The organism is Limnohabitans sp. T6-5, from assembly GCF_003063315.1.
GTDB lineage: Bacteria > Pseudomonadota > Gammaproteobacteria > Burkholderiales > Burkholderiaceae_C > Limnohabitans_A.
This window is the reverse complement of record NZ_NERV01000001.1, coordinates 1,111,413-1,134,781: the sequence shown is the minus strand read 5'-3', so window position 1 is coordinate 1,134,781 and position 23,369 is coordinate 1,111,413. Positions and strand designations below refer to the sequence as shown.

The window sequence follows — 23,369 nt, the reverse complement described above, 5'->3', positions numbered from 1 at the left end:
TCCAAGGCGCACCACCGCAGGTGGACTGCGTTTTTTTGATCTTCCCGATTGGTGAAAGTTTTCGACATGGCACACATTGAGTCCACCGTCTCCGTCAGCAGCCCTGCCTTTGTGGCCAACCGCGAGCAGATGCTGGCGCTGCTGGCGCAGGTGCGCGCTTATGAGCAGCGCACACACACCAAATCGGCCGCCTCGCGTGAGCGTTTTGAAAAGCGCCAGCAGCTTTTGCCGCGTGAACGGCTGGCCCTGCTGCTGGACCCGGGGGCACCTTTTCTGGAGTTGTCGACCCTGGCCGGTCTGGGCCTGGACACGCCCGATTTGGCACGCAGCGTGCCCGGGGGCGGGGTGATTGCGGGCATTGGCTTTGTCAGCGGCATCCGCTGCATGGTGCTGGCGTCCGACTCTGGCATTGATGCCGGTGCCCTGCAGCCCATGGGCCTGGACAAATTGCTGCGGGTGCAGGAAATCGCCCTGGACAACAAGCTGCCTTATGTGCAACTGGTTGAAAGCGCCGGGGCTAATTTGATGACGTATCGGGTCGAAGATTTTGTGCGCGGCGGCAATTCCTTTCGCAACCTGGCGCGCATCTCTGCGGCCGGGCTGCCCGTGGTCACGGTGACCCACGGCTCGTCCACCGCCGGTGGGGCGTACCAGACGGGCTTGTCGGACTACATCATCCTGGTGCGTGGCCGCTCGCGGGCCTTTTTGGCCGGGCCGCCGCTGCTCAAGGCGGCCACGGGCGAGGTCGCCACTGAAGAGGAGTTGGGTGGCGCTGTCATGCACACCGGCATCTCGGGCCTGGGCGACTACCTGGCCGAAGACGACCGCGATGGCCTGCGCATTGCCCGCGAGATCATGGGGCAAATCGAGTGGAATCGGGGCATGCCGACTCAGGCCCCGCGCAGCTTCAAGCCGCCGCGCTACGACGCCCAAGAGTTGTTGGGCATCATGCCCGCAGACCACAAACGGCCTGTGGACATGCGCCAGGTGATCGCCCGCATTGCCGATGACTCGGAGTTTCTGGAGTTTGGCGAAAACTACGGCAGCGCCACGGTGTGCGGGCATTTCAAGATCGAAGGCTGGCCGGTGGGCGTGATCACCAACAACGGCCCGATCGACCCGGCCGGTGCCACCAAGGCCACCCACTTCATCCAAGCCTGCTGCCAGTCGCGCACGCCCATCATCTACCTGAACAACACCACCGGCTTCATGGTGGGGCGCGCTTATGAAGAGGCGGGCATCATCAAGCACGGCTCCAAGATGATCCAGGCCGTGACCAATGCCACCGTGCCGCAAATCACCCTGTATTGCGGTGCCTCATTCGGGGCGGGTAATTACGGCATGTGTGGCCGGGGTTTTCATCCGCGCTTTTGCTTCAGCTGGCCCAACGCCAAGACCGCCGTCATGGGCGGCGAGCAGGCCGCAGGCACCATGCGCATCGTGACCGAAGCGGGCATGCGCCGCAAAGGCGAGGTGGACGAGGCCAAGCTTGACGACATGAGCCGACGCATCGTCGAGCGCTTTGACAGCCAGATGAGCGTGTTCACCACCAGCGCCCTGCTGCTGGACGATGGCGTGATCGACCCCCGCGACACCCGCGCCGTGCTGTCTAAAGTACTGGCCGTTTGCCGTGAGGCAGAGGCCCGTGAGCCGCAAAAAATGCAGTTCTCGGTGGCCCGTCCCTGACGGGCTGATGCTGACCACCATTCACGAATTCATCACATGTCAAAAGTCACACCATTTCACAAAGTTCTCATTGCCAATCGGGGCGAGATTGCGCTGCGGGTGATGCGCTCGGCGCGAGCGCTGGGCTACCGCACGGTGGCGGTGTACTCCACCGCCGACGCCCAAGCCAGCCATGTGCAGGCGGCCGACGAGGCGGTGTGCATTGGCGAGCCCTTGCCCGCGCAGTCCTACCTGAACATTGCGGCCATCCTCGAAGCGGCCCGGCTGTGCGGGGCCGATGCCATCCATCCCGGCTATGGTTTTTTGGCCGAAAACGAGGACTTTGCTGCTGCTTGCCGTGAGGCCGGGCTGGTCTTCATCGGCCCCTCGCCCGAAGCCATCCGGGCCATGGGCGACAAGGCGGGCGCCAAGCGGCTCATGATCGATGCAGGCGTGCCTTGCATTCCTGGCTACCAAGGGGCCGACCAAAGTGCGCAGCACCTGGCCGAACAGGCCACGCAACTGGGCTACCCGTTGATGATCAAGGCCACCGCAGGCGGCGGTGGGCGCGGCATGCGCCTGGTCACGCAGGCGCAAGACTTTGCCGAGCAATTGCGCAGTGCCCAGTCCGAAGCGCTCAACGCCTTTGGCGATGCCACCGTGATCCTGGAGCGGGCCATTGAGCAGCCGCGCCACATTGAAATCCAGGTCTTTGCGGACCGGCACGGCAACGCCATCCACCTGGGCGAGCGCGATTGCTCGGTGCAGCGGCGCCACCAAAAGCTGGTGGAAGAGGCGCCGTCGCCTGCTGTCGATGCGGCATTGCGCGAGCGCATGGGGGCCACCGCGGTGGCGGCGGTCAAAGCCATTGCCTACGAGGGCGCGGGCACGCTGGAGTTCTTGCTCGATCAGGACGGGCACTACTACTTCATGGAGATGAACACCCGGCTGCAGGTGGAGCACCCGGTGACCGAAGCCATCACGGGGCTGGACCTGGTGGCTTGGCAGTTGCGTGTGGCGGCGGGCGAGGCCTTGCCGCTGACGCAGGCTGAGGTGGCGTTTGAGGGGCATGCCATCGAGGTGCGGCTGTGCGCCGAAGACGTGCCCCGGGGCTTCATGCCGCAAAGCGGCACCCTGAGCCGCTGGCAGTTGCCAGCCGGTGTGCGCGTGGAGCATGCGCTGCATTCAGGCGCGGTGATTCCGCCTTATTACGACTCGATGGTAGCCAAGCTGATTGCCCACGGCCAGACACGGGAAGAAGCCCGCCGCAAGCTCATGAATGCCCTGCACGATCTGGTGGCGCTGGGCGTGACGACCAATCAGGCGTTTTTGGGCCGGTGCCTAGCCCACCCCGTGTTTGCAGCAGGCCAGGCCAGCACGGCCTTCATCGCCCAGAATGAGGCCGCCCTGCTCGATGTGGATATGGCCGCGCAAGACAAAGCCGTGGCCGTGGCCGCTTGCTTGCTGCACCAGACTGCAGGGCGCAGCCTGCATGACCAGGACGCGCAGGGCGTGAGTGTGCATGGCGAGAGTGGCCAACGCCTGACCCACGCCTTGCCCATGGGCATGCGTCTGGCCATCGACGGTCAGGACATTCAGGTCAGCGTGGCACAAACAGGTCCGCAGCGCTTTGACGTGCGAGTGGGCGAGGCTTTGCACACCATCGACGTGGTGTCGCTGAGGCAGCATGAAGTCCGTTTCATTTTGGACCGTGTCATGCAGCATGTGGCCTTTGAGCGCGACGGGCACAGCCTGTGGCTGTTGCATGCGGGACGCCCGTATCAGGTGATCGACCGCACGCGCCAGCCCAGTGCGCGACAGGGGCAAGCCGGTGGCGATGGCAAAGTGCGCGCCAGCATGAATGGCCGCGTGGTCGCCGTGCTGGTGACCGTGGGCGAGCGCGTGCAGGCTAAGCAGCCCCTGGTCACCCTCGAAGCCATGAAGATGGAGCATGTGCACGCCGCGCCTGTGTCTGGCACGGTGGTGGCCTTGCACATCGCCACGGGCGAGCAGGTTCAAGCGGGCCGTGTGGTGGTCGAAATTGAGGCGGATGCCGTCGCCGTTCATACTGAACAAGCGCCAACGATGGATTTGGCCCGAAGATGATGTCGCTGACCCTCTCCTGTAGGAGCGGCGCCCTCGCCGCGATGCAGCGCCCACCCTCCACCGGTTGCACCTGCACATGCCCATTCACAGCCCAACAAGGACACACACCATGAATGAATTAGCCGCTGTCTTGCACGAAGTGAAGGGCCCCACCTTCTGGATCACCATCAACCGCCCGGACAAGCGCAATGCCATCAATGACGAGGTGGTTCAGGGCCTGCGCGAAGGCCTGCGCCTGGCGCATGCCGACCCCGAGGTGCGCGCCGTGGTTCTGACCGGGGCCGGAGACAAAGCCTTTTGTGCCGGTGGCGACTTGCAACCCGGCAAGGGCTTTAATTTTGACCATTCCAAGCCCAATTCGGCCTATGCCGATTTGCTGCGCGCCGCGCAAAACGCCACCTTGCCCCTGATTGCCCGCATCAACGGCACCTGCATGGCCGGTGGCATGGGCCTGGCCTGCATGACTGATTTCGCCATTGCCGCCGACCATGCGCTGTTTGGCTTGCCAGAGGTCAAGGTGGGCGTGTTCCCGATGCAGGTCATGAGCTTGCTGAAAGACTTGGTGCCGCCGCGCACCGTGCGCGAATGGGCCATCACCGGTGAGCCATTTTCTGCCCATGAGGCCCAGCAAGCGGGGCTGGTCAACCATGTGGTGCCCAGCGCCGAGCTGGATGCCAAAACCCAATGGTTGATTGAGCGCATCGTGAACAAATCACCCACCGCCATCCGGCGCGGCAAATACGCCATGCGCGCCATCGAGGCCATGTCTTTTGACCAGGCCATTGCCTACACCGAAAGCCAGATCGCCCTGCTGGCCATGACCGAAGATGCACGCGAAGGCCTGGCTGCCTTCAACGAAAAGCGCAAGCCCCTCTGGACGGGGCGCTGAACAGTTGGCTCCGGCACAGACCCGTGTCGGGGCCGAAGCCGCCGACCTGAAAGACGCCCTGTAGGTCGGCACTCGCAGAGTCCGACATGTCCCCGATCACCGATACCTTGTGCCAAGGCACGAGCGATTGGCGCTTATATGTCAAGCGGCATGTTGTTGACTTGGGTCAAACAAGGTGACGCAGGGGTTTGACGATTCCATTGAATGGCTGTCATTCTGCGGCCTGCACATTCGCCCTGCCCGGAAAGTCCTCAGATGCCTTTTTTGGCCCGATTTCGCCGCCGTCCCGCAGACTCGACCTCCGTTCAGACAGTCGCAGACGGCGCTTATTGGAGCAGTCCTGCTGAAAAGCTGCTGCAAGCGCTGCACTCATCGCCCAATGGCTTGGCACAAAGCCAGGCCGAATTGAGGCTCAAGCGTCTGGGGCCCAATGTCCTGGCGGCGTCGACGACTTCTTCGACCTGGGGTTTGCTGCTCAGTCAATTCAAAAGTCCACTGGTCTTGATCCTGATCGTGGCTTCGGTCATCTCGATGTTTGCGGCCGAGTGGATCGACGCCGGGGTGGTGCTGACCATTGTGCTGGGCAGCACCTTGCTGGGCTTTGGGCAGGAGTTCATCGCGGGCAATGCGATTGAAAAGCTGCGCATCCAAGTCAAGATCCATTCTCAGGTGCTGCGCGATGGCCGGGCACAGAACCAGGCCTCTGACGCGGTGGTGCCGGGTGATGTGGTCTTGTTGTCGGCAGGCAGCTTGATTCCGGCCGACGGGGTGGTGTTGGAGGCCAAAGACTTTTTCATCAATCAGGCGGTGCTCACCGGGGAGACGTTCCCGGTGGAAAAACGGCCCGGTGTGGTCCATGCGCAGGCCAGTCTGAGTGAGCGCAGCAATGGGGTGTTCATGGGCACCAGTGTGAGCAGTGGCACAGCGCGCATGCTGGTGGTGCAAACGGGTCCATCTACCGTGTTCGGGCAGATCGCAGGCAAGCTGGCGCTGCGCCCGGCCTTGACCGAATTTGAGCGGGGCATTCACCGGTTTGGGTATTTACTCACCCGCATCATGCTGGTGATGGTGGTGATTGTTTTGGCGATCAATATTTTCATGGCCAAGCCGCCGATTGATTCTTTGCTGTTTGCCTTGGCGCTGGCCGTGGGGCTCACACCGGAGTTGTTGCCCGCCATCGTCAGTATCACCTTGTCACATGGCGCCAAGCGCATGGCCAAGCTGGGGGTGATTGTGCGTCGCCTCAATTCAATCGAGAACCTGGGGGCGATGGATGTCCTGTGCACCGACAAGACCGGCACCCTGACGGCGGGTGTGGTGGCGCTGGATGGCGCTTTCGATGCGCAGGGACAAGCGTCAGCCAGGGTGCTGGAATTGGCGGGGATCAACGCGCAGTTTCAGTCTGGACTGGCCAATCCGCTCGATGAGGCCGTGACGTCGGCTTTGCAAAAAGCGCAAGTTGACGTGCGTCTTGTGCACAAGCGCGATGAAATTCCGTACGACTTTGTGCGCAAGTGTTTGTCGGTGGTGGTCGATGACCCCAAGGGCTGCACCTTGATCACCAAGGGCGCGCTCGACAAGGTGCTGGCGCGTTGTGTCAGTGTGGGCGATGGGCAGCCGCTGGATGCGGCCTGGGCGCAACGCATCGATGCGCAATTTGATGCCTGGAGCGAGCAGGGATATCGGGTCTTGGGCGTGGCTTCCAGGGCGATCGACCCGCGCAGCGTGCCCTACACCCGTGACGATGAAAGTGCTTTGAATTTTGAAGGATTCCTACTGTTCATGGACCCGCCCAAGCCCGATGTGCAGAAGACCTTGCTGGACTTGGCACAGCGGGGCGTCAAGCTCAAGATCATCACGGGCGACAACCACAAGGTGGCCCGGCATGTGGCCGCAGCCGTGGGTTTGCCGGTGAACCGTGTGGTGACCGGGCGTGATCTGCTCGATTTGGGCGACGAAGCCTTGATGCACATCGTCAAAGAGGTGACGGTGTTTGCCGAGGTGGACCCGAACCAGAAAGAGCGCATTATCCTGGCCCTGCAAAAAACAGGTCATGTGGTGGGCTACATGGGCGATGGCATCAACGATGCGCTGGCCTTGCACTCGGCCGATGTGGGCATCTCGGTGGACACAGCGGTGGATGTGGCCAAGGATGCCGCTGACTTTGTGCTGCTGCGCAAGGATCTGGATATTTTGTGCGAAGGCATTGACGAGGGGCGCATGACCTTTGCCAACACGCTCAAATACATCCTGACCACCATCAGTGCCAACTTTGGCAACATGGTCAGCATGGCGGTGGCCTCGGTCTTCTTGCCGTTTTTGCCGCTGTTGGCCTCGCAAATTTTGCTCAACAGTTTTCTGGCCGACATTCCGGCCACCACCATTGCGGGTGACCGGGTCGATCCGGAGTCAGTGGCCCAACCGCGTCATTGGGACACGGTGTTCATTCGCAACTACATGGTGGTGTTTGGGTTGCTCAGTTCGGCATTTGACTTCATGGCGTTTGGGGTTTTGCTGTGGATTTTCCAGGCTGTGCCCGACGAATTCAGGACGGGCTGGTTCATTGTGTCCTTGCTGACCCAGTTGGTGATTGCCATGGTGGTCAGAACACGCCGGCCCTTTTACCGCAGCCGTCCAGGCACTGGCTTGTGGGTCAGCAGTGCGGTGGTGTTGTGTGTGGCACTGACCTTGCCTTATTGGCCTTTCAGTCCTTTGTTTGGGTTTGTGCCTTTGCCTGCCTCATTGATGCTCGGTCTGGTCGGATTGACGCTGGCTTATGTGCTCGCGGTTGAGGTGACCAAAAAGCGTTTTTACAGGCATGCGGCTGTAAAGCGGGAGTCTGCGGTGCCCACTTCGCGTCAAGGGTTATAAGCGGCATGGCGCTTTTGCTCGCGCAGCATGAACAGATAAAGACTTTCCACCTTTTCTCGGGCCCAGGGCGTCTTGCGTAGGAATTTCAAGCTGGAGCCCACACTGGGCTCATGGGTGAAGCAGCGAATCGGGATGCGGCTGCCCAGATCAGCCCAGCCGTAATGGTCAGCCAGTTGTGTGACGAGGGCTTCCAGGGTCAGGCCGTGCAGTGGGTTGCGCGGTTGTTCGGATGGGGCAGGGATCGGTTGCATGGCTTGCATTTTCTTCTGTTTTTGTGTGTCCAGATTCACTTGTGCTTGAAGGGGTGGTTTGCGCGTGATTTTTGTGCAAGACAGTGGTTTATCGCACAGACGCACGATGACGATATTTTCAAGAATGAGACTGGGTCTCGAGTGTCTTGACCAAGCGTATTGACATAGCTTTTTGCGATCCCCCCACCGTTTTTTTTCAAATGTTGGCGCTTGTCCGTACGATCAAAAAGGTATTTAAACGTGATGCATGCACGCTGGTTCTTGACGGGTTTTTGCCATTATCGAGAAGGACTATTCATTGGTACTTTCTGAGGGCCAATTGGAAAATCAGCTTTTGGCTTTGTTGCCAGCAGCGGACAAGGCGCGATGGTTGCCGCTGTTGAAATACGTTTATTTACGGCAAGGTCAATCGCTTTATATATCGGGGCAGGCCTTGAATTATGTGTACTTTCCGATGGGGTCCATCGTTGCATTGCATGGCATGAGCCAAAGTGGCTTGATGTCTGAATTGGCATTGATTGGACGTGAAGGTCTGGTCGGGATCGTCAGTTTCCTGGGCGGGGGCTCCAGTACCAGCGATGCAATCGTTTTATCGTCAGGGCCTGCTTTGCGCATGGGGGCTATGGCAATGCGGTACGAGTTTGAAAATTCGAGTGCTGTGATGTCATTGATGTTGAGATACACGCAGGCCCTCATTTCTCAAATGGCCCAGACGGCCGTGTGCAATCAGTACCATACGGTTGACCAGGCCATGAGCCGTTTGCTGCTTTTAAGCCTGGACTGCGTGCAGTCGACTGAACTGAACATGACTCAGGGATTGATTGCTCAGGTATTGGGTGTGCGCAGAGAACGGGTGAGCGAGGCGGCTGTACGATTGCAACGCGCCAGATTGATCCAATATTCTCGCGGACGTATTGTGGTGCTGGACCGCAGCGGCTTGGCGCATGGCAGCTGTGAGTGCTATGGAGCGATCAAGAAAGAATATGAACGTCTTTTACCCGCCACTTGGGTGCCATGATGTCGACTTCGCACACGACTGCTCCGCTGAAACAGGGTGAGCTTGATGCATCCAGTGGGATGACCCGTTTGGTGGGCTTGGGTACCTCTGCTGGAGGGTTGCAAGCTCTAAAAGCATTTTTTGCGCATGTGCCACTGCACTCTGGACTGGCCTATGTTGTGCTGCAACACATGGGCCCTGACCACAAAACCTCGTTGTCCCATTTGCTGTCCCGCGTGACTGCACTGCCTATGCACGATGTGCAAGAGGTGACGGTGGTGCAAGCCAATGCGGTGTATGTCATGCCCTCTGGAGGGGAATTGACATTGGCGCATGGTTGTCTGCACTTTCGGGCGTCAACAACTGCGCAGGTGTCGCATCATCCGATTGATGTTTTTTTTCAGACTCTGGCTCAGGAGCAAGGGATTCAGGCCATTGGGGTGCTGTTATCGGGTATGGGAAACGATGGTGTCGCAGGCCTGCGGGCTATTGAGGCCCAAGGTGGCTTGACCTTTGCCCAGCAGCCTGAAACGGCTAGTTTTCCATCCATGCCTCAAAGTGCCATTGATGCGGGTTGTGTACGTGTGGTGGCGATCCCGGAGGACATGCCAGACCGGATCATTCAAATGGTGCATGAACAGGGCAGTGGCACGGCAGCCTCTGTACCAGTACAGGGCCAAGCATTGAACACGATTTTGAATTTGCTTCGAGAGCACACCAAGAACGACATGTCCATGTACAAGACCAGCACCATATTGCGCCGAATTAAGAGGCGAATGGTGGCGCATGGCGTGACAGTCATGGACGATTACATCAAATTGTTGCGTGGCAATGCGCAAGAGCTGGACTTTCTCTTCGCTGAAATGCTGATTGGCGTGACCGCATTTTTCAGAGATTCCGAGGTCTGGAATGATTTGAAAAATAAGGTGTTGCCGGACCTGATTCAATCGCGTGTTCATAAAGGTATGTTGCGAGCGTGGGTTGTGGGATGCTCAAGCGGTGAAGAAGCCTACACCCTGGCCATGATTTTTCAGGAGTTGCAAGATAGTCAACCACATCTACTGGACTTGCGCCTGCAAATATTTGCCACCGACTTGAATCCACACGCCATAACCGTAGCTCGCAAAGCCTGGTATTCCGCCAAGGCTGTGCAGGGCATGGGGCATGAGCGTCTGGAGAGGTTTTTTACCCCGCACTTGGGTGGGTTTGTTATCCGTCCAGCCATTCGCGGCATGGTGCTTTTTGCACGGCATGACGTGATCCTTGATCCACCGTTTACGCAATTGGATGTGTTGACCTGCCGCAATGTGCTGATTTACTTCAATGCAGCATTGCAGCATCGCCTGTTGCCCCTTTTTCACTACAGTTTGCGTTCGGGCGGTGTGTTGATTTTGGGTGGTGCTGAGACTGTGGGGCGATCGCATGCACTGTTCACACCATTGGTTTCCAAATCACGGATTTTTCGACGCAATGATTTGCCGTTGTTACCTGGTGCTGTCGATTTTCCTGTTCAACGCTCAATACCTATACCCATGCATGTTCCAGAAATTCTTGCACCATCGCTCCCCAACTTGCAGTCGATGGTAGAGAAAATGTTGCTTCAAAACTTCACTCCTCCAGCGGTGCTCGTCAATGAGGCGGGCGATATCCTGTACATCAATGGACGCATAGGCCATTATCTGGAGCCTGCTGCGGGCAACGCCAACTGGAATGTTCATGTGATGGCCATTCCATGTTTGCGAGCCCCTTTGGCCGTAGCCCTGCGTCAGTCACTTAAAACACAACAACCCGTGTCTGTCCAGGTGCAACAACTGGAAGATGAAATGCCTTGTAGTTTGCTGTTGACCGTGCAAGCGTTGCAAGAGCCCCAGGCTTTGTCTGGCATGGTCATGGTGATTTTCAAAGAGATGGACATGCCGGTGACCGGTGGTGACTTTCAGGCCATACCAGCGCCAGATCATTCCTTGATGTCAGAGCTGCAAAATGCGCGTGAAGAAATTTTGACCTTGCGCCATGAAATGAAAACTTTCAAGGAAACCTTGCAAGCATCCAATGAATCCTTGCAATCGATGAATGAAGAGTTGCAATCAGCCAACGAGGAGTTGACCACCTCCAAAGAAGAAGGTCAGTCGATGAATGAGGAACTGCAGACCCTCAACGGAGAATTACAAAGTCGTTTGGATGATTTGGCGCTGGCCCAAAGTGACATGCAAAACCTGCTCAACAGCACAGACATTGCCATGCTTTTTTTAGACAATGATTTGAATGTCAGGCGCTACACCGAGAAGGCTACAGGCATCTTCCATTTTCGAGAGGGTGATGTGGGGCGGCCGTTTAGCGATGTGTCCAATACACTGGACTACTCCGATCTGAAGATTGACCTGATGGAGACCTTGAAGACACTGACGCCATGCAACAAGTCAATTGCATCGAGCGATGGGCGGTGGTTCACGATTCGGATCATGCCTTATCGCACCGTGACAAACACGATTCAGGGCGCTGTGTTGACTTTTGTTGACATCACCCAAGCCAAAGACCTTGAGTTGAGATTGCGCCAAACCCAAGCCACCAACCCTAACCAGGTACCACTGCCATGACTTCGCCCAAAAAATTCACTTTAACGTCCACCGCATTGCGTGCGCGCGCTCAAGCTCAGTTGAAAGGCGATGCCACAGGCACCTGGATTGATGCCACGCAAGCTTTGCGCGTTTTATTCGATCTGGCGGCCAACGTGGATACTGCAGCCGATGCCTTGGCGCTGTTGCATGAGCTTCAGGTGTATCAGGTGGAGCTGGATTTGCAGACCGAAGAGCTGACTCAGTCGCGTCAGGACCTGGAGTCCATGCTGGCAACACAACGTCAACTTTATGATGCTTCACCCAGTGCACATCTGGTGGTGGATGCCCAGGGACGGCTGATCGATTTAAATGTTACCGCAGCACAAGATTTGGGTGTGGATTCAGCAGGCCGCAATGGCTTGGTGGGGCAAAGAATGGATGCCTGCTTGACCGCAGAAAGTGCCCGGCAACTGCAGTCGCGTGTCTTGGCATTGAAACAGCGATCTCCCTCGCCGTCATTTTTGCTGAATCTGAAAACACAAAAAGGTACACCCCACCAGGTGTGCGCCTCTTTGCGTCAAAACCCTGCCGCAACAGGCTATGTCCTTGCCTGGGTGAGTTGGCCCGTGATCTGATTCTTTTGATGTTGGACACACAGGTGGTGTCTTCCGTTGCCGATGGAAAGTTTCATGTTTACACCACGGATCGGGTCGGTGAAGGTATGGCTTTATAGACGGTCTTGCCATTTGGCGATGGGGGTGTGCATGGGTACGGTGTCGACACTTTTTTGGGGCGAGCGCAAAAGTCTTTGTTGCGTTATCGCCGTGCGTGCGAGGGGTTGAATATCAAGCACTCTCATGCTCTATCGCATGAGAATTCGTGCAAGAGGATGGTGTGAGGGTTGTCACACTGGATGTGCATGATGATGCATCGACTTACCCGTATTCTGGAAATTTACTGGTTTGAAAGTAGTGGGATTCACCAATTCCGATGATGGTGTGCTTTGTGCTCTGACTTTAAGCTGAGTGGGATGGTCAATGGTCGTTTTCTTTTGTAGAGAACGCTGTTTGAAGTTTCATTGATAAGGACGGCATCCCGTGTGTATAGATATTGTTCTTGCCGACCCCTATCCAGTCATGCTGGACGGCTTGTCTCATGTGTTCGGTGCGTCGCCAGATTTTTCAGTCAAGTCATGCGTCAAAAATGGTGATGACGCTTTGCATGCTTTGCTTCACCATCAACCTCATATTTTGGTGATGGATCTGTCGTTGACCCAACGCAGCGGTTTGTCCCTGCTGGAGGAAATCAAAGGACAGAATTTGCGTGCACGGCCCATTGTGTTCACGGGGGCGCCAGTGGGTGAGGTGATGCGCGCTATTGATATGGACATTCCGGGACTTGTGTCCAAGGAGAAGGCCAGTCATGTGTTGACGCGTTGCATCAAGTCCGTTCACGAGGGGGGCAAGTGGCTGGACCGCGATTTGACTGTGAAAACAATGTCCTTGTTGCTGGAGCAACAAAAGAAAAATGGGCAGGCTTCGCATCTTTTGACGCCTCGTGAAATGATGGTGGCTCGCATGGTGACAGAGGGTTGGCCTAATAAAAAAATTGCCAGCAAATTGTTCATCAGTGAAGGTACTGCCAAGTTGCATCTGCATCACATTTATCAAAAACTCAATTGTCCTGGGCGCATGTCATTGCAACGTTACATGCAGGAGCATGGATTGGTGTGATGCCTGCTAAGCGGTTGCAGCGCTGTCGCTGCACCCTGTTTCCCATTCAGGAGTCGACATGACTGACGTAAAAAAGGTGCTTGGAAACACCTACATAGAGCACATCACAGAGCATTACCGCAAGGCTTCGGAAGAGCTGCTGCATGCTTATCAACGTAACAAGGAGGCCATGCATCACCATGAGGTTGGCGCTTTCAAGGCGGCATTGCATCACGCCAGATTGTCCAAGCATCATTCATTCAATGCGCATGAGCATTTGAACGAAGCTTTGGAAATTTCCGAAAAAATGCACGGTGTAGATGTGTCACTTGGTTCACGCGGAGATGGAAGGGGAGGACCATTTTTTCAGTGACACAAATGAATTGTAAAAATGCTATTCATATGTGCTATTGCGCACATCTAGTTGGGATATACCTGTATAAACTTTTCTGGTGACATACAAGTAGGCCCTTATTTTTCGGACAGGTGCATGACGGGCCTATGGCAGTCAATCCACAGGTTTTTTTGACTCATGCTTCTAGGAGTTTCTATGTCCATTCGAGTTTTGCTTTCTTCCAAACACAAGGCGGTGTCTGAAGGAATAGCCGCTTTTCTGCGAACCCATCATGACATGGATCTCGTAGGTATGGCAGACAGTGAGGCACGCACGCATGAGCTGTGTGATGAGGTGGATCCGGATGTCGTTTTGTTTGGCATGCATTCAAACGACACCCAGGATTTGAAGTTGATGCATCAGATTTCTAGTCGCCAGCCGCCCAGAAACACAGTGGCTTTTTGCAGCCCATCGGATCGGCATGCCATCATAGAAATTCTGGATGCGGGGGCCAAAGGCTATGTGTCCACGACCAGCAGCATTGACGAGTTGATGACGGCGATACGAGCAGCGGCAGCAGGCCGAATTTATCTGTGTCAGGCGGCCGCTTCAGAGATGATGGACAGCGTTCGCAAAACCCGCTCTGGCGACATCAGCGTACGTGGTCAGTTGGGCTGGCGAGAAGAGCAAGTGTTGCGCTTGATTGCCGATGGCTATTCGTCCAAGGAAATAGCCCGCAATTTGCAGATCGCTCCCAGCACGGTGGAAGTGCATCGACGAAACATCATGCGCAAGGTTGGCTTGCACAAAGTGGCCGACTTGACACGTTATGCCATCCGCAATCAGATGGTCTCGGTCTGAAGTTGTAGGCGCTATCTGAGCAGACTGCTGAGTACTGTCGGAGACGTGCATATCTCTTGGTTGTTGTCATGACAAAATTTTTAGCTCTTGACAGGAAGTGGGGCTGTTTTGTCATCAGTATTTCATCAACTTATTAGGCACCTCCTTGAGTCGGTCATATGCTTTTTTGACTACGGTATAGCACTCGCATGAGCGTTTTTGGAGTTCACAGGTATCGAGCACCGTGATGCGACCTCGGCTGTAGTTGATGCCACCTTCTTTCATCAAACGGGAAGCTGCGTTGGTGACTCCTTCGCGGCGCACGCCCAGCATGTTGGCAATCATTTCATGCGTCAGATTGATGGTGTTCCCATCTTGCCTATCCAGTGTGAGCAGGAGGAGTCGGCACAATTGTTGATCAAGCGTGTGGTGTCTGTTGCAAACGGCCATTTGTGCCATTTGGGTGATCAGTACCTGATTGAAGCGTAAGAAAATTTTCTGCAGAGACATGCCTTCTTCTTGAAGGCTTGCTAACACGCTGCTCAGACGGATGCGGATGGCTTGACCTGCAATTTGGACCACGGCCCGATTTGGGGAATGCGCGGCGCCCGACAAGAGATAAAAGCCCACCAGCCCTTCTCGCCCAATCATGGCAATTTCTGTGGATGCGCCGTTTTCCAGCACATGAACCCAGGAAATGATGGCTGACGTCGGGAAATAAATGTGACTCACAATGCTGCCGGGCTCGCACAGTACCTTGCCCATTGGCAGATCGACGTACTCGAATTCAAATTTCCAGTTGGCATAAACGGATTCCGGGAGCAGTTCGAGTAGGGTGTTGCGGCGAGCAGTCATTGATGGATTCAAAGTTTCAGCTTTTTTTAAAAGTTCCTTAATTTTAGTTAAATCGAGGTAATGCAGTGTTTGGTATCGCACATTAAGTGTAGTATTTTTTGTGTGATGGTAACTTTTTGATGCATATCAAACAAGAGCCATATCGGAACTGCAGGCCATTTTTGGGAAATCTTCGCAATCAAGTATTTCCACCAGACCTCATGTACAGCTCAACAGACCTTGTTGCCGCAGCTCACAAGCGGCCAAGAGGATGTTCAGCCGGTACACGCCAAACATGTGTGCCAGAGGGCGCGGGTTAAAAAATGACGAAATGTACCCACGTACAGGGGGGATTGAATATAGCCCGATTAGTCAGCCAAATCATGGCAACGTATTTGTTGAAATATGCGATGCGAATATGGTTTGTTGTGATTAACTTGTTTTCAATGAATTAAATGTATTTATTTTTCTTGATGGATTTAACTTTCATGAAGTTTAAAGTTTTTAAGTCGTATCCACATGTATCCGTCATTGAAAAGAAAATGCAAAAAGATTAAAAATTGAAGCAACTTTCAGAATCATCACATTCGTTCATGCCCGGCTTAAAAAATCCAGGAGCAGGCGCAATAAGTCATATTTTGCGCACCCTCGAACCCGAACAGCCGTCTGGTCATGTCACTGACAAGCTGATCAAGACCTTCATGGCGTGCGTACACACGCCAGGCTCAGGCGGATGATTGAATGGCACTTGCCAGCGCTTCGGCCACTTTGATGCCGTCCACACTGGCCGACAAAATGCCACCGGCATAGCTGGCGCCTTCGCCTGCGGGATAAAGCCCTTGGGTGTTGGTGCTCTGGTAGTCTTCAGCGCGAGGAATGCGTAAAGGTGATGAGGTGCGGGTTTCCACACCTGTCATGACCGCATCGGCCATGTCGAAGCCTTTGAGCTTGCGGCCGAACACAGGCAAGGCTTCACGCATGGCGGCCACAGCGTAGTCGGGCAGCACCTCGGCCAGATCCACCAGTTTGACGCCAGGCTTGTACGAAGGCTGGACGCTGCCCCATAGGGTCGATGGGCGCCTTGCCAGAAAGTCGCCCACCAACTGGCCGGGGGCTTCGTAGTTGCTGCCCCCCACCAGGAAGGCGCGCGATTCGAGATGACGCTGCATCACGATGCCTGCCAGTGGATGTGTGACGGGTGGTTGTTGCTGCGCCATGGCATTCGCTTCCTGCGCCAGCTGTGCGCCCTCTGCTTCACCAAAGGCGGCTTGCCAGGAGGTGGTGTCCAGCGGGTAGTCGGGCGGGTCGATGCCCACCACCATGCCCGCATTGGCATTGCGCTCATTGCGCGAATATTGGCTCATGCCGTTGGTGACTACGCGGCCGGGCTCGCTGGTGGCCGCCACCACGGTGCCGCCGGGGCACATGCAAAAACTGTAGACTGCACGGCCGTTTTGCGCGTGGTGCACCAGCTTGTAGTCGGCTGCGCCCAGCAATGGGTGGCCCGCGTGGCGGCCCCAGCGGGCCAAGTCGATCACGCTTTGGGGGTGCTCGATGCGCACACCGATCGAAAACGCTTTGGCTTGCAGTGCCACCCCGCGCTTGTGCAGCATGACGAAAGTGTCTCGTGAGCTGTGACCCAGAGCCAGCACGACATGTCGCGTGGGCAGTGTGTGACTTTGACCTGTGCGCTGGTCGAGCACTTGCAGGCCGGTGATGTGTCGACCCTCTTGCTCAGGCGATAGCAGTACATCGGTGACGCGCTGCTCAAAACGGATCTCGCCGCCCAATGCAGCGATCTGTTCGCGGATGTTCTCGACCACCTTGACCAGCTTGAAGGTGCCAATGTGCGGGTGGGCGGCAAACAAAATGTCTGCAGGCGCGCCGGCTTTGACGAACTCATCCATGACCTTGCGTCCCAGATGACGCGGGTCCTTGATCTGGCTGTAGAGCTTGCCGTCACTGAAGGTGCCTGCACCGCCTTCGCCAAACTGCACATTGCTCTCGGGCTGCAACACCTTCCTGCGCCACAGACCCCAGGTGTCCTTGGTGCGTTCGCGCACCGTTTTGCCACGTTCCAGCACGATGGGCTTGAAGCCCATTTGCGCCAGGCTCAGCGCGGCAAACATGCCGCAAGGCCCGAAGCCCACCACCACTGGGCGCGCGCCTTCTTGGGCGCCAAAGCCTTCAGGCGCATGGCAAGGCGGGTGCCAAAGCATGTCGGGGGTAGGCTGAATGTGTGGATGGTTGTTGAATTTGTTCAGCAGTGTGGCTTCGGCCTTTGCATCACTGAGTGTGATGTCCACGATGAACACCGCGAGCAGCTCGACTTTGCGGGCATCGAAGCTGCGCTTGAACACATGAAGCGAGGCAATGTCTTGTTCGTCCATGCTCAGCGCTTTGGCCGCGAGCTGACGCAAGGCGGCTTCAGGATGCGGTGGCGGGGTGCGGTCTTCGACGGTTTCAGACGGTGCATCAGCAGCGCGACGCACCTCCACAGGCAGAGCAGACAGGGGCAGTTTGAGTTCGGAAATTCGTATCATGGTCGTGGCTTGTGGTTATCAAGCAAGAAGCCGTGATTATCCCTGCACCGGGCGCAGTCTTGCGCGAGTTGAGTTTCTGCGGCTGGGGTACGGAGATATCGAGGCTGAAGTCGCTGATCTGCTCAGCAGATGCGCGTTTGGTTGGCACTTGTCGGGGACTTCGACCGCCGTCCAGGTATACGGCCATGACCTTGTAGGTCGGTACTCGGAGAGTCCGACAATGGCCCGATTCACCTACAGCGCAAAAAATCGCAGTTGCCTCCATTACCCTTCGTCGGGGTCTTCGACTGCCGACCTACAAAGTTACTGGTCGGCAGATTCTGCGCTGACTTGGTGATGTGTCAGCCGACTCAAGCAGGCAGGAAGCCTTCGATCGACAGGTAGCGCTCGCCCGTGTCGTAGTTGAAGCCCAGCACGGTGGCGCCTGTGGGCAGCTCGGACAGTTTTTGCGCGATGGCCGCCAAGGTGGCGCCGGACGAGATGCCGACCAGCATGCCTTCTTCACGCGCTGAGCGGCGGGCGTATTCACGCGCGGCTTCGGCGTCGACCTGTATCACGCCGTCGAGCAATGAGGTGTCGAGGTTTTTGGGGATGAAGCCCGCGCCAATGCCCTGAATGGGGTGCGGTGCTGGGGCGCCGCCTGAGATGACAGGGGAAGCCGCAGGTTCGACCGCAAACACCTTGAGGTTGGGAAACTTGGCCTTGAGCACGCGGGCTGTGCCGGTCAGGTGGCCACCTGTGCCCACCCCGGTGATGAGGGCGTCAATGCCCTCGGGGAAATCGGCCAGAATTTCTTGCGCCGTGGTGCGCACATGCACGTCGATGTTGGCGGGGTTTTCAAACTGCTGGGGCATCCAGGCCCCGGGCGTGCTGGCCACCAGCTCTTCGGCGCGGGCAATCGCGCCTTTCATGCCTTTCTCGCGAGGTGTGAGGTCAAAGCTCGCGCCATACGCCAGCATCAGGCGGCGGCGCTCAATGCTCATGCTGTCGGGCATGACCAGCACCAGTTTGTAACCCTTGACGGCCGCCACCATGGCCAAGCCAATGCCGGTGTTGCCCGACGTGGGCTCAATGATCGTGCCGCCAGGCTTCAAGGCACCCGACTTTTCTGCGTCTTCGATCATGGCCAGCGCGATGCGGTCTTTGACAGAGCCGCCAGGGTTGCTGCGCTCGGATTTGATCCACACATTGGTCCCCGCACCAAACAGGCGGTTGATGCGCACATGAGGGGTGTTGCCGATGGTGTCGAGAATGGTGTTGGCTTTCATGGTCGGGTCTCCGTTTGAAAAATCGATGAAAAAAACATTGTGCGTGAAAGTTCAGACCTTTTTCGGCATGAGCTTATGCCCACAGGCGATAATCAACTGGTGAAGCTCGCCAGACCGCCGCTGGTGCAATCTCCGAAAGGAGGCACTGGAGGAACGTCCGGACTGCACAGGACAGCGTAGGAGGTAACTCCTCTCCACCGTGAGGTGAGGATCAGAGCAACAGAGACGAGTCGCCAGGGGGCAACCCTTGGCGGGTGAAACGGGCAATCTCTACGCGCAGCAATACCAAGTAGGCCAGCGTTGATGTGGTTCCGCAGAGTTGGCGGGTAGGTAGCATCGAGCCGGGTGGGCAACCCCCGGCCCAGAGTAATGGCGGTCACGCAGCGGGCAACCGCTGTGCACAGAATCCGGCTTATCGGCGAGCTTCACACTTTTTTTAAGACAACAAAAAACCCGCTTGATGCGGGTTTTTGTGTCCTGGAGACCAGAGGCTCAGTCGCCGGGTATCAGCCCCGGGAGGGCATCAAAGTACCCGCGAGTGCAAACACTGAGTTGGGCGCAGTGATCTTCAATGAGCTTTTGGGCTTGGCAAACACGCCACGCTTGATGGCTGGTTGTGGTGCAGGCTCTACCGCCACGCCTTTGGCGCGCTGCTCGGCCACCAGTTGGCGCAAGCTGATCGATTTCAAATGGCTCAGCATTTTGTCGTTCAGACTGGCCCACAGATCGCTGCTCATCCAGCCGCCTTCAGCCGCCAACTCTTCTTCAGTGGGGGCGTCCACGGCGCCGACGATGTCGGCCATGGTGATTTTTTCGGCATTGCGGGCCAAAGAATAACCACCGCCAGGGCCGCGGGTGCTCTCGACCAAACCTTGCTGACGCAGTTTGCTGAACAACTGCTCCAGGTAGGACAGTGAAATCTGGTGGCGCACGCTGATGGCCGCCAGCGATACGGGGCCGCGGTCTTCGCGCAACGCCACGTCAATCATGGCGGTCACGGCAAATCGGCTCTTGGTGCTCAAACGCATGTGTGCTCCTTTCTGCGTTCAGGAAGCCCTTGGCGGGCTTTCCGGAGTCACCCGCCCGCAGAGTGTGCGGGGAGGTGACTGTTCGGTCATTTTCTCAGACTCATAGCCTAGATTGGTCTGTTACCCCACATTTCAAGGGTAAATCCTGTGAAACTTGTCAGAAATCAAAGGCAAGTTGATCAGAAGCGCTCGTAGCCTTCGAGTTGGCGCCATTGGCCAGGCTCCAGGGGCGCCAAGCTGATGCGGCCCACCCGTTGGCGACGCAAATCCTTCAGGGGGCATTGCTGGTCCAGCCAGCGGCCCAGCTCCAGGCCATCGATGTCTTTGCCCGCGATGCGCAGCACCGTGAGGGTGTCGGTTTGGCGGTTGATGCTGGCGCGCAGGCCCGGGCCGTTCAGGGCTTTGAGCAGGCTTTCGGGCACTTCGCCACCCATGGTGGCCATCCATTCTTGCTCCATCGGGCTGCGGCGGTCTTCCAGGTGGCGCAGCACGCCCACGTCGTCTGAAAAAATGCACAAGCCGCTGGCCGGTTTGGGCAGGGGCATGGGCTCTTGCAGCCTGGCCAGGCGTTCATGGCCCCAGATGCCCGGCTTGGGGGCTTTGAGGCCCAGCATTTTTTGCAGCCAGTGCACGTTCATGGCCACATCGGCCGGTTTGTAGATGGCCAATGTCAGTGGGGCCAGGGCGGCCATGGAGACCATGCGGTTGACGCTCACCGCTTGTTCGGGCCGTACGCGCCGGGCCGGGTCGGTGACCGCTTGGCCATCGACTTGCACGCCACCGGCCACGATCAGCGCTTCGGCTTCGCGGCGCGAGCAGTTTTGCTCGGCAGCCACGCGTTTGGCCAGGCGGATACCTTCATCAGAAGCGTTCATCAAGTCTTTCACGAAAGGGTTTGTTCGCGGATGTGGTCCACATGCGCTTGCAGGGACCGGGCGGCCACTGGCCACAGGCGGGGAGGCACGTCGTCGTAGGCTTTTTCCACCCATTCCTGCAGGCTGCCCTGGGGCAGGGCTTGCATGGCGGCGGCGATTTTGGCCTCGCGCTTCAAGCGGTGGGCTTTCAGGTGTGTGATGGCCTGGTGCGCAAAACCCAGCACATGGCCGTGTGCAGGCAAGATGAATTCGATGCCTCCGGCCTCGCAGGCCGCAGCCAGTTTGTCCAGCGAGTCCAAATAGTCTCCCATGTGGCCGTCCGGTGGGTCGATCACGGTGGTGCTGCCATTGAGCACATGGTCGCCCGAGAACAGCAGGCCGTCTTCTTCGAGCACCAGGCACAGGTGGTTGGCCGCATGGCCAGGGGTGTGCACCACGCGCAAGGTGTGGGTGATCGCGCCTTCGATGCCGATGCCTTGCAAGACCAGTTTTTCACCATCAGCCAGTTCGCGTTCGGGCGTGAAGCGGCTGTTGGCCCGCGCCGTGGGGCGAGACGCCAAGCCCAGGATGGGGGGGGTGTTGGTGCACAGCGCTTGCAAGGGGGCTGCGCCGGGTGAGTGGTCTGCGTGCGAGTGTGTGCAGACGATGGCTTTGATTTGACCACCTGCCGCACGCCACAGCCGTTGCAGGTGGTCGTCGTCGGCAGGGCCCGGGTCGATGGCGATGTAACCGGTGTTCGGGTCGCCCACCAAGTAACTGTTGGTGCCAGGGCCGGTCATCACGCCGGGGTTGGGAGCCGTGAGGCGCTGCACGTTTTTGAGCAAGGGCACGGGCGCATCGGTTTGCCAGTCCAGGTGGTGCTGGATTTGACCGTCGGGGCTGACCAGGGCCAGCTCGCCAAACGGGGCTTCGTGCTCCATGTAGCGCGCTTCGTTGCCCGCCAGCCAACCGGCGCGGGGGCAGCTGGTCCACAGCGGTTCGTCGTTCACGGCGCAGGCTTGCAGCACGTCATCCACCTTGGCAAAGGCCTTCAGGCGCTCCAGCGTGCGTATGGTCGGGAAGATGATGAAGAAGTCACCCGCTTCGTGTCGCGTCAGCGCATCCACCGGGCGCACCCAGACCGGCTCGAACTGCTCGGACTCGTCGGCCACCGGGGTCTGGCCTTCGGGCATGCGGGCCACCAAAAAGGGCACGTCAAAGCGGCGCGGCAGGTCGCGGTCGGTGATCCAGTGGGCCAGCACAAACACCTGGTCGGCGGCCAAGGTCAAACCTTTGGCCTGGCATTGCGAGGCAAATGGGGCTTTGCGGTCGATCTGGGCAATATCGGTGTTGTCGGCCCAGCGCCCATCGGCATGGCGGGCGAACAGGATGCCCAGCTCTTCAAAGCTTTCGCGGATCGCGGCAATGGCTTGCGTCAGGTGCAAGTCGCTTTGCTTGGGGCGGCGGGTGGCCAGGGGGTGGGCCTGTGCGTCTGCCGCATCGACGCCGCCGCCCGGAAACACATAGGCGCCGGGCGCAAAGCTGGCGGTCATGGAGCGTCGGGTCATCAAGACCTCAATGCCTTGTGGCCCATCGCGCAAGAGCAGCACAGTGGCTGCGGGGCGCAGAGGGGCGGGTTCACGTTGGGGGTGCAGGAGTTGGGATGTGCGTGCCATGCCCCATTATCAGGCGGCTGGGGCTCGGTTCTATGGGGCTCAAGGGCGATAATCCCGGCCATGCACATTCGCTTTACCAAGATGCAAGGGGCCGGCAACGATTTTGTCGTGCTCGATGAGACCCAGACTCGTCTGGGCCTGAACGCCGCCCAGTACCGTTTTCTGGCCGACCGCCACTTTGGCGTGGGCGCCGACCAGATCCTTACCGTGCGCCCCTCGCCCGCCGCCGGACTGGACTTTGAATACGTGATCCACAACGCCGACGGCGGTGAGGTGGAGCACTGCGGCAATGGTGCGCGCTGCTTTGTGCGCTATGTGCGCGACAAGGGCTTGACCGACAAAAGCACGGTGCGCGTGAAGGTGCAACAAGGCGAGATCGAACTCACCATGAACCCCGATGGCCGTGTGACGGTGAACATGGGCGCCCCGGTGTTTGACTGGGAACGCGTGCCGTTTAACCCGATTGGCCTGATCAGCGACCAGGTCAATGGCTGGCCGGTGTTTGACCTGGCGCTGGGCGAGCAGGGCATCGCCCGGGTGGGTGTCGTTTCCATGGGCAACCCGCATGCGGTGCAACGCGTGGACGATGTGGACAGCTTCCCGGTGCTGACCCAAGGCCCCTTGATTGAAAACCACCCGGCCTTCCCGCAGCGGGTGAACGCCGGGTTCATGCAAATCGTCTCGCGCAGCCAGATCAAGCTGCGGGTGTTCGAGCGTGGCTCGGGCGAGACCCTGGCTTGCGGCACCGGCGCGTGTGCGGCCGTGGTTGCGGGCATCCGTCAGGGCTGGCTGGACAGCCGCGTGGATGTGCAGGCCCGGGGCGGTGTGCTGACCATCGAGTGGGCCGGACAAGCCGACAGCCCCGTCCTGATGACCGGTCCCGCCACCCCCGTGTTCGATGGCGACATCGACGTGCCGGACATACTTTCCTGAATTTCTGGAG

General features: G+C 57.9%; 18 protein-coding genes and 1 other RNA gene. 12 read left to right on the top strand and 7 right to left on the bottom strand.

The window, feature by feature from the left end:
- Positions 1–66 precede the first annotated feature (66 nt).
- The 4 genes from B9Z51_RS04905 (at position 67) to mgtA (ending at position 7,531) form a co-directional block, all read left to right on the top strand.
- Positions 67–1,686, top strand: coding sequence for an acyl-CoA carboxylase subunit beta (locus B9Z51_RS04905; RefSeq protein WP_108372750.1), 1,620 nt, complete (start codon positions 67–69; stop codon positions 1,684–1,686).
- A 36-nt stretch (positions 1,687–1,722) separates the two neighbouring features.
- Complete coding sequence (locus B9Z51_RS04900) at positions 1,723–3,771, top strand: acetyl-CoA carboxylase biotin carboxylase subunit (RefSeq protein ID WP_199227451.1); 2,049 nt, start codon at positions 1,723–1,725, stop codon at positions 3,769–3,771.
- 109 nt (positions 3,772–3,880) lie between these two features.
- Positions 3,881–4,660, top strand: coding sequence for an enoyl-CoA hydratase/isomerase family protein (locus B9Z51_RS04895; RefSeq protein ID WP_108372266.1), 780 nt, complete (start codon positions 3,881–3,883; stop codon positions 4,658–4,660).
- Between the two features lie 255 nt (positions 4,661–4,915).
- Complete coding sequence (mgtA, locus tag B9Z51_RS04890; RefSeq protein WP_199227450.1) at positions 4,916–7,531, top strand: magnesium-translocating P-type ATPase; 2,616 nt, start codon at positions 4,916–4,918, stop codon at positions 7,529–7,531.
- Here mgtA and B9Z51_RS04885 read toward each other — a convergent pair.
- A complete protein-coding gene (locus tag B9Z51_RS04885) occupies positions 7,519–7,782 on the bottom strand; it encodes a VF530 family DNA-binding protein (RefSeq protein ID WP_369958622.1) in 264 nt (87 codons plus the stop codon). The two genes, mgtA and B9Z51_RS04885, sit on opposite strands and share 13 nt — an antisense overlap.
- 319 nt (positions 7,783–8,101) lie before the next feature.
- On the opposite strand from B9Z51_RS04885, the gene B9Z51_RS04880 reads away from it, so the two are divergent.
- From B9Z51_RS04880 to B9Z51_RS04855, 6 genes are all read left to right on the top strand, one after another.
- Positions 8,102–8,800: a Crp/Fnr family transcriptional regulator gene (locus B9Z51_RS04880; RefSeq protein WP_233254823.1), complete on the top strand. Its 699-nt coding sequence runs from the start codon at positions 8,102–8,104 to the stop codon at positions 8,798–8,800.
- Positions 8,797–11,376, top strand: coding sequence for a chemotaxis protein CheB (locus B9Z51_RS04875; RefSeq protein WP_233254850.1), 2,580 nt, complete (start codon positions 8,797–8,799; stop codon positions 11,374–11,376). The genes B9Z51_RS04880 and B9Z51_RS04875 overlap by 4 nt, the downstream gene beginning before the upstream one ends.
- Complete coding sequence (locus tag B9Z51_RS04870; protein ID WP_108372260.1) at positions 11,373–11,972, top strand: hypothetical protein; 600 nt, start codon at positions 11,373–11,375, stop codon at positions 11,970–11,972. Before B9Z51_RS04875 ends, B9Z51_RS04870 begins: the two co-directional genes overlap by 4 nt.
- Positions 11,973–12,434: 462 nt before the next feature.
- On the top strand, positions 12,435–13,070 hold the full coding sequence (locus B9Z51_RS04865) for a response regulator transcription factor (RefSeq protein ID WP_233254822.1): 636 nt from the start codon (positions 12,435–12,437) through the stop codon (positions 13,068–13,070).
- A 58-nt stretch (positions 13,071–13,128) separates the two neighbouring features.
- Complete coding sequence (locus B9Z51_RS04860) at positions 13,129–13,422, top strand: hypothetical protein (RefSeq protein WP_108372256.1); 294 nt, start codon at positions 13,129–13,131, stop codon at positions 13,420–13,422.
- A 159-nt stretch (positions 13,423–13,581) separates the two neighbouring features.
- Positions 13,582–14,244 carry a LuxR C-terminal-related transcriptional regulator gene (locus B9Z51_RS04855; protein ID WP_369958621.1) on the top strand — a complete coding sequence of 221 codons (663 nt, stop codon included), beginning with the start codon at positions 13,582–13,584 and terminating at the stop codon, positions 14,242–14,244.
- Positions 14,245–14,358: 114 nt separating this feature from the next.
- Here the strand turns inward: B9Z51_RS04855 and B9Z51_RS04850 are convergent, their stop codons facing one another.
- From B9Z51_RS04850 to cysK, 3 genes are all read right to left on the bottom strand, one after another.
- A complete protein-coding gene (locus B9Z51_RS04850; RefSeq protein ID WP_108372252.1) occupies positions 14,359–15,078 on the bottom strand; it encodes a Crp/Fnr family transcriptional regulator in 720 nt (239 codons plus the stop codon).
- Positions 15,079–15,782: 704 nt separating this feature from the next.
- Positions 15,783–17,600, bottom strand: coding sequence for an NAD(P)/FAD-dependent oxidoreductase (locus B9Z51_RS04845; RefSeq protein WP_108372250.1), 1,818 nt, complete (start codon positions 17,598–17,600; stop codon positions 15,783–15,785).
- 350 nt (positions 17,601–17,950) lie between these two features.
- Positions 17,951–18,868, bottom strand: a complete 918-nt coding sequence (gene cysK / locus B9Z51_RS04840; protein ID WP_108372248.1) for a cysteine synthase A — start codon at positions 18,866–18,868, stop codon at positions 17,951–17,953.
- 101 nt (positions 18,869–18,969) lie between these two features.
- On the opposite strand from cysK, the gene rnpB reads away from it, so the two are divergent.
- An RNA gene (rnpB, locus tag B9Z51_RS04835) (RNase P RNA component class A) lies at positions 18,970–19,299 on the top strand.
- A 75-nt stretch (positions 19,300–19,374) separates the two neighbouring features.
- Here rnpB and B9Z51_RS04830 read toward each other — a convergent pair.
- The 3 genes from B9Z51_RS04830 to B9Z51_RS04820 all read right to left on the bottom strand — a co-directional run bounded on the left by B9Z51_RS04830 (position 19,375) and on the right by B9Z51_RS04820 (position 22,426).
- Positions 19,375–19,896, bottom strand: a complete 522-nt coding sequence (locus tag B9Z51_RS04830) for an Rrf2 family transcriptional regulator (protein WP_108372246.1) — start codon at positions 19,894–19,896, stop codon at positions 19,375–19,377.
- Positions 19,897–20,075: 179 nt separating this feature from the next.
- A complete protein-coding gene (locus B9Z51_RS04825) occupies positions 20,076–20,771 on the bottom strand; it encodes a S4 domain-containing protein (RefSeq protein WP_108372244.1) in 696 nt (231 codons plus the stop codon).
- An 8-nt stretch (positions 20,772–20,779) separates the two neighbouring features.
- The gene (locus B9Z51_RS04820; RefSeq protein ID WP_108372242.1) at positions 20,780–22,426 is read right to left on the bottom strand and encodes an MBL fold metallo-hydrolase; all 1,647 of its coding nucleotides are present in this window, start codon (positions 22,424–22,426) and stop codon (positions 20,780–20,782) included.
- A gap of 60 nt (positions 22,427–22,486) precedes the next feature.
- Here B9Z51_RS04820 and dapF point away from each other — a divergent pair, with 60 nt between their 5' ends.
- Entirely contained in the window at positions 22,487–23,359 is an 873-nt protein-coding gene (dapF, locus tag B9Z51_RS04815) for a diaminopimelate epimerase (protein WP_108372240.1), read from the top strand.
- Positions 23,360–23,369: the final 10 nt, after the last annotated feature.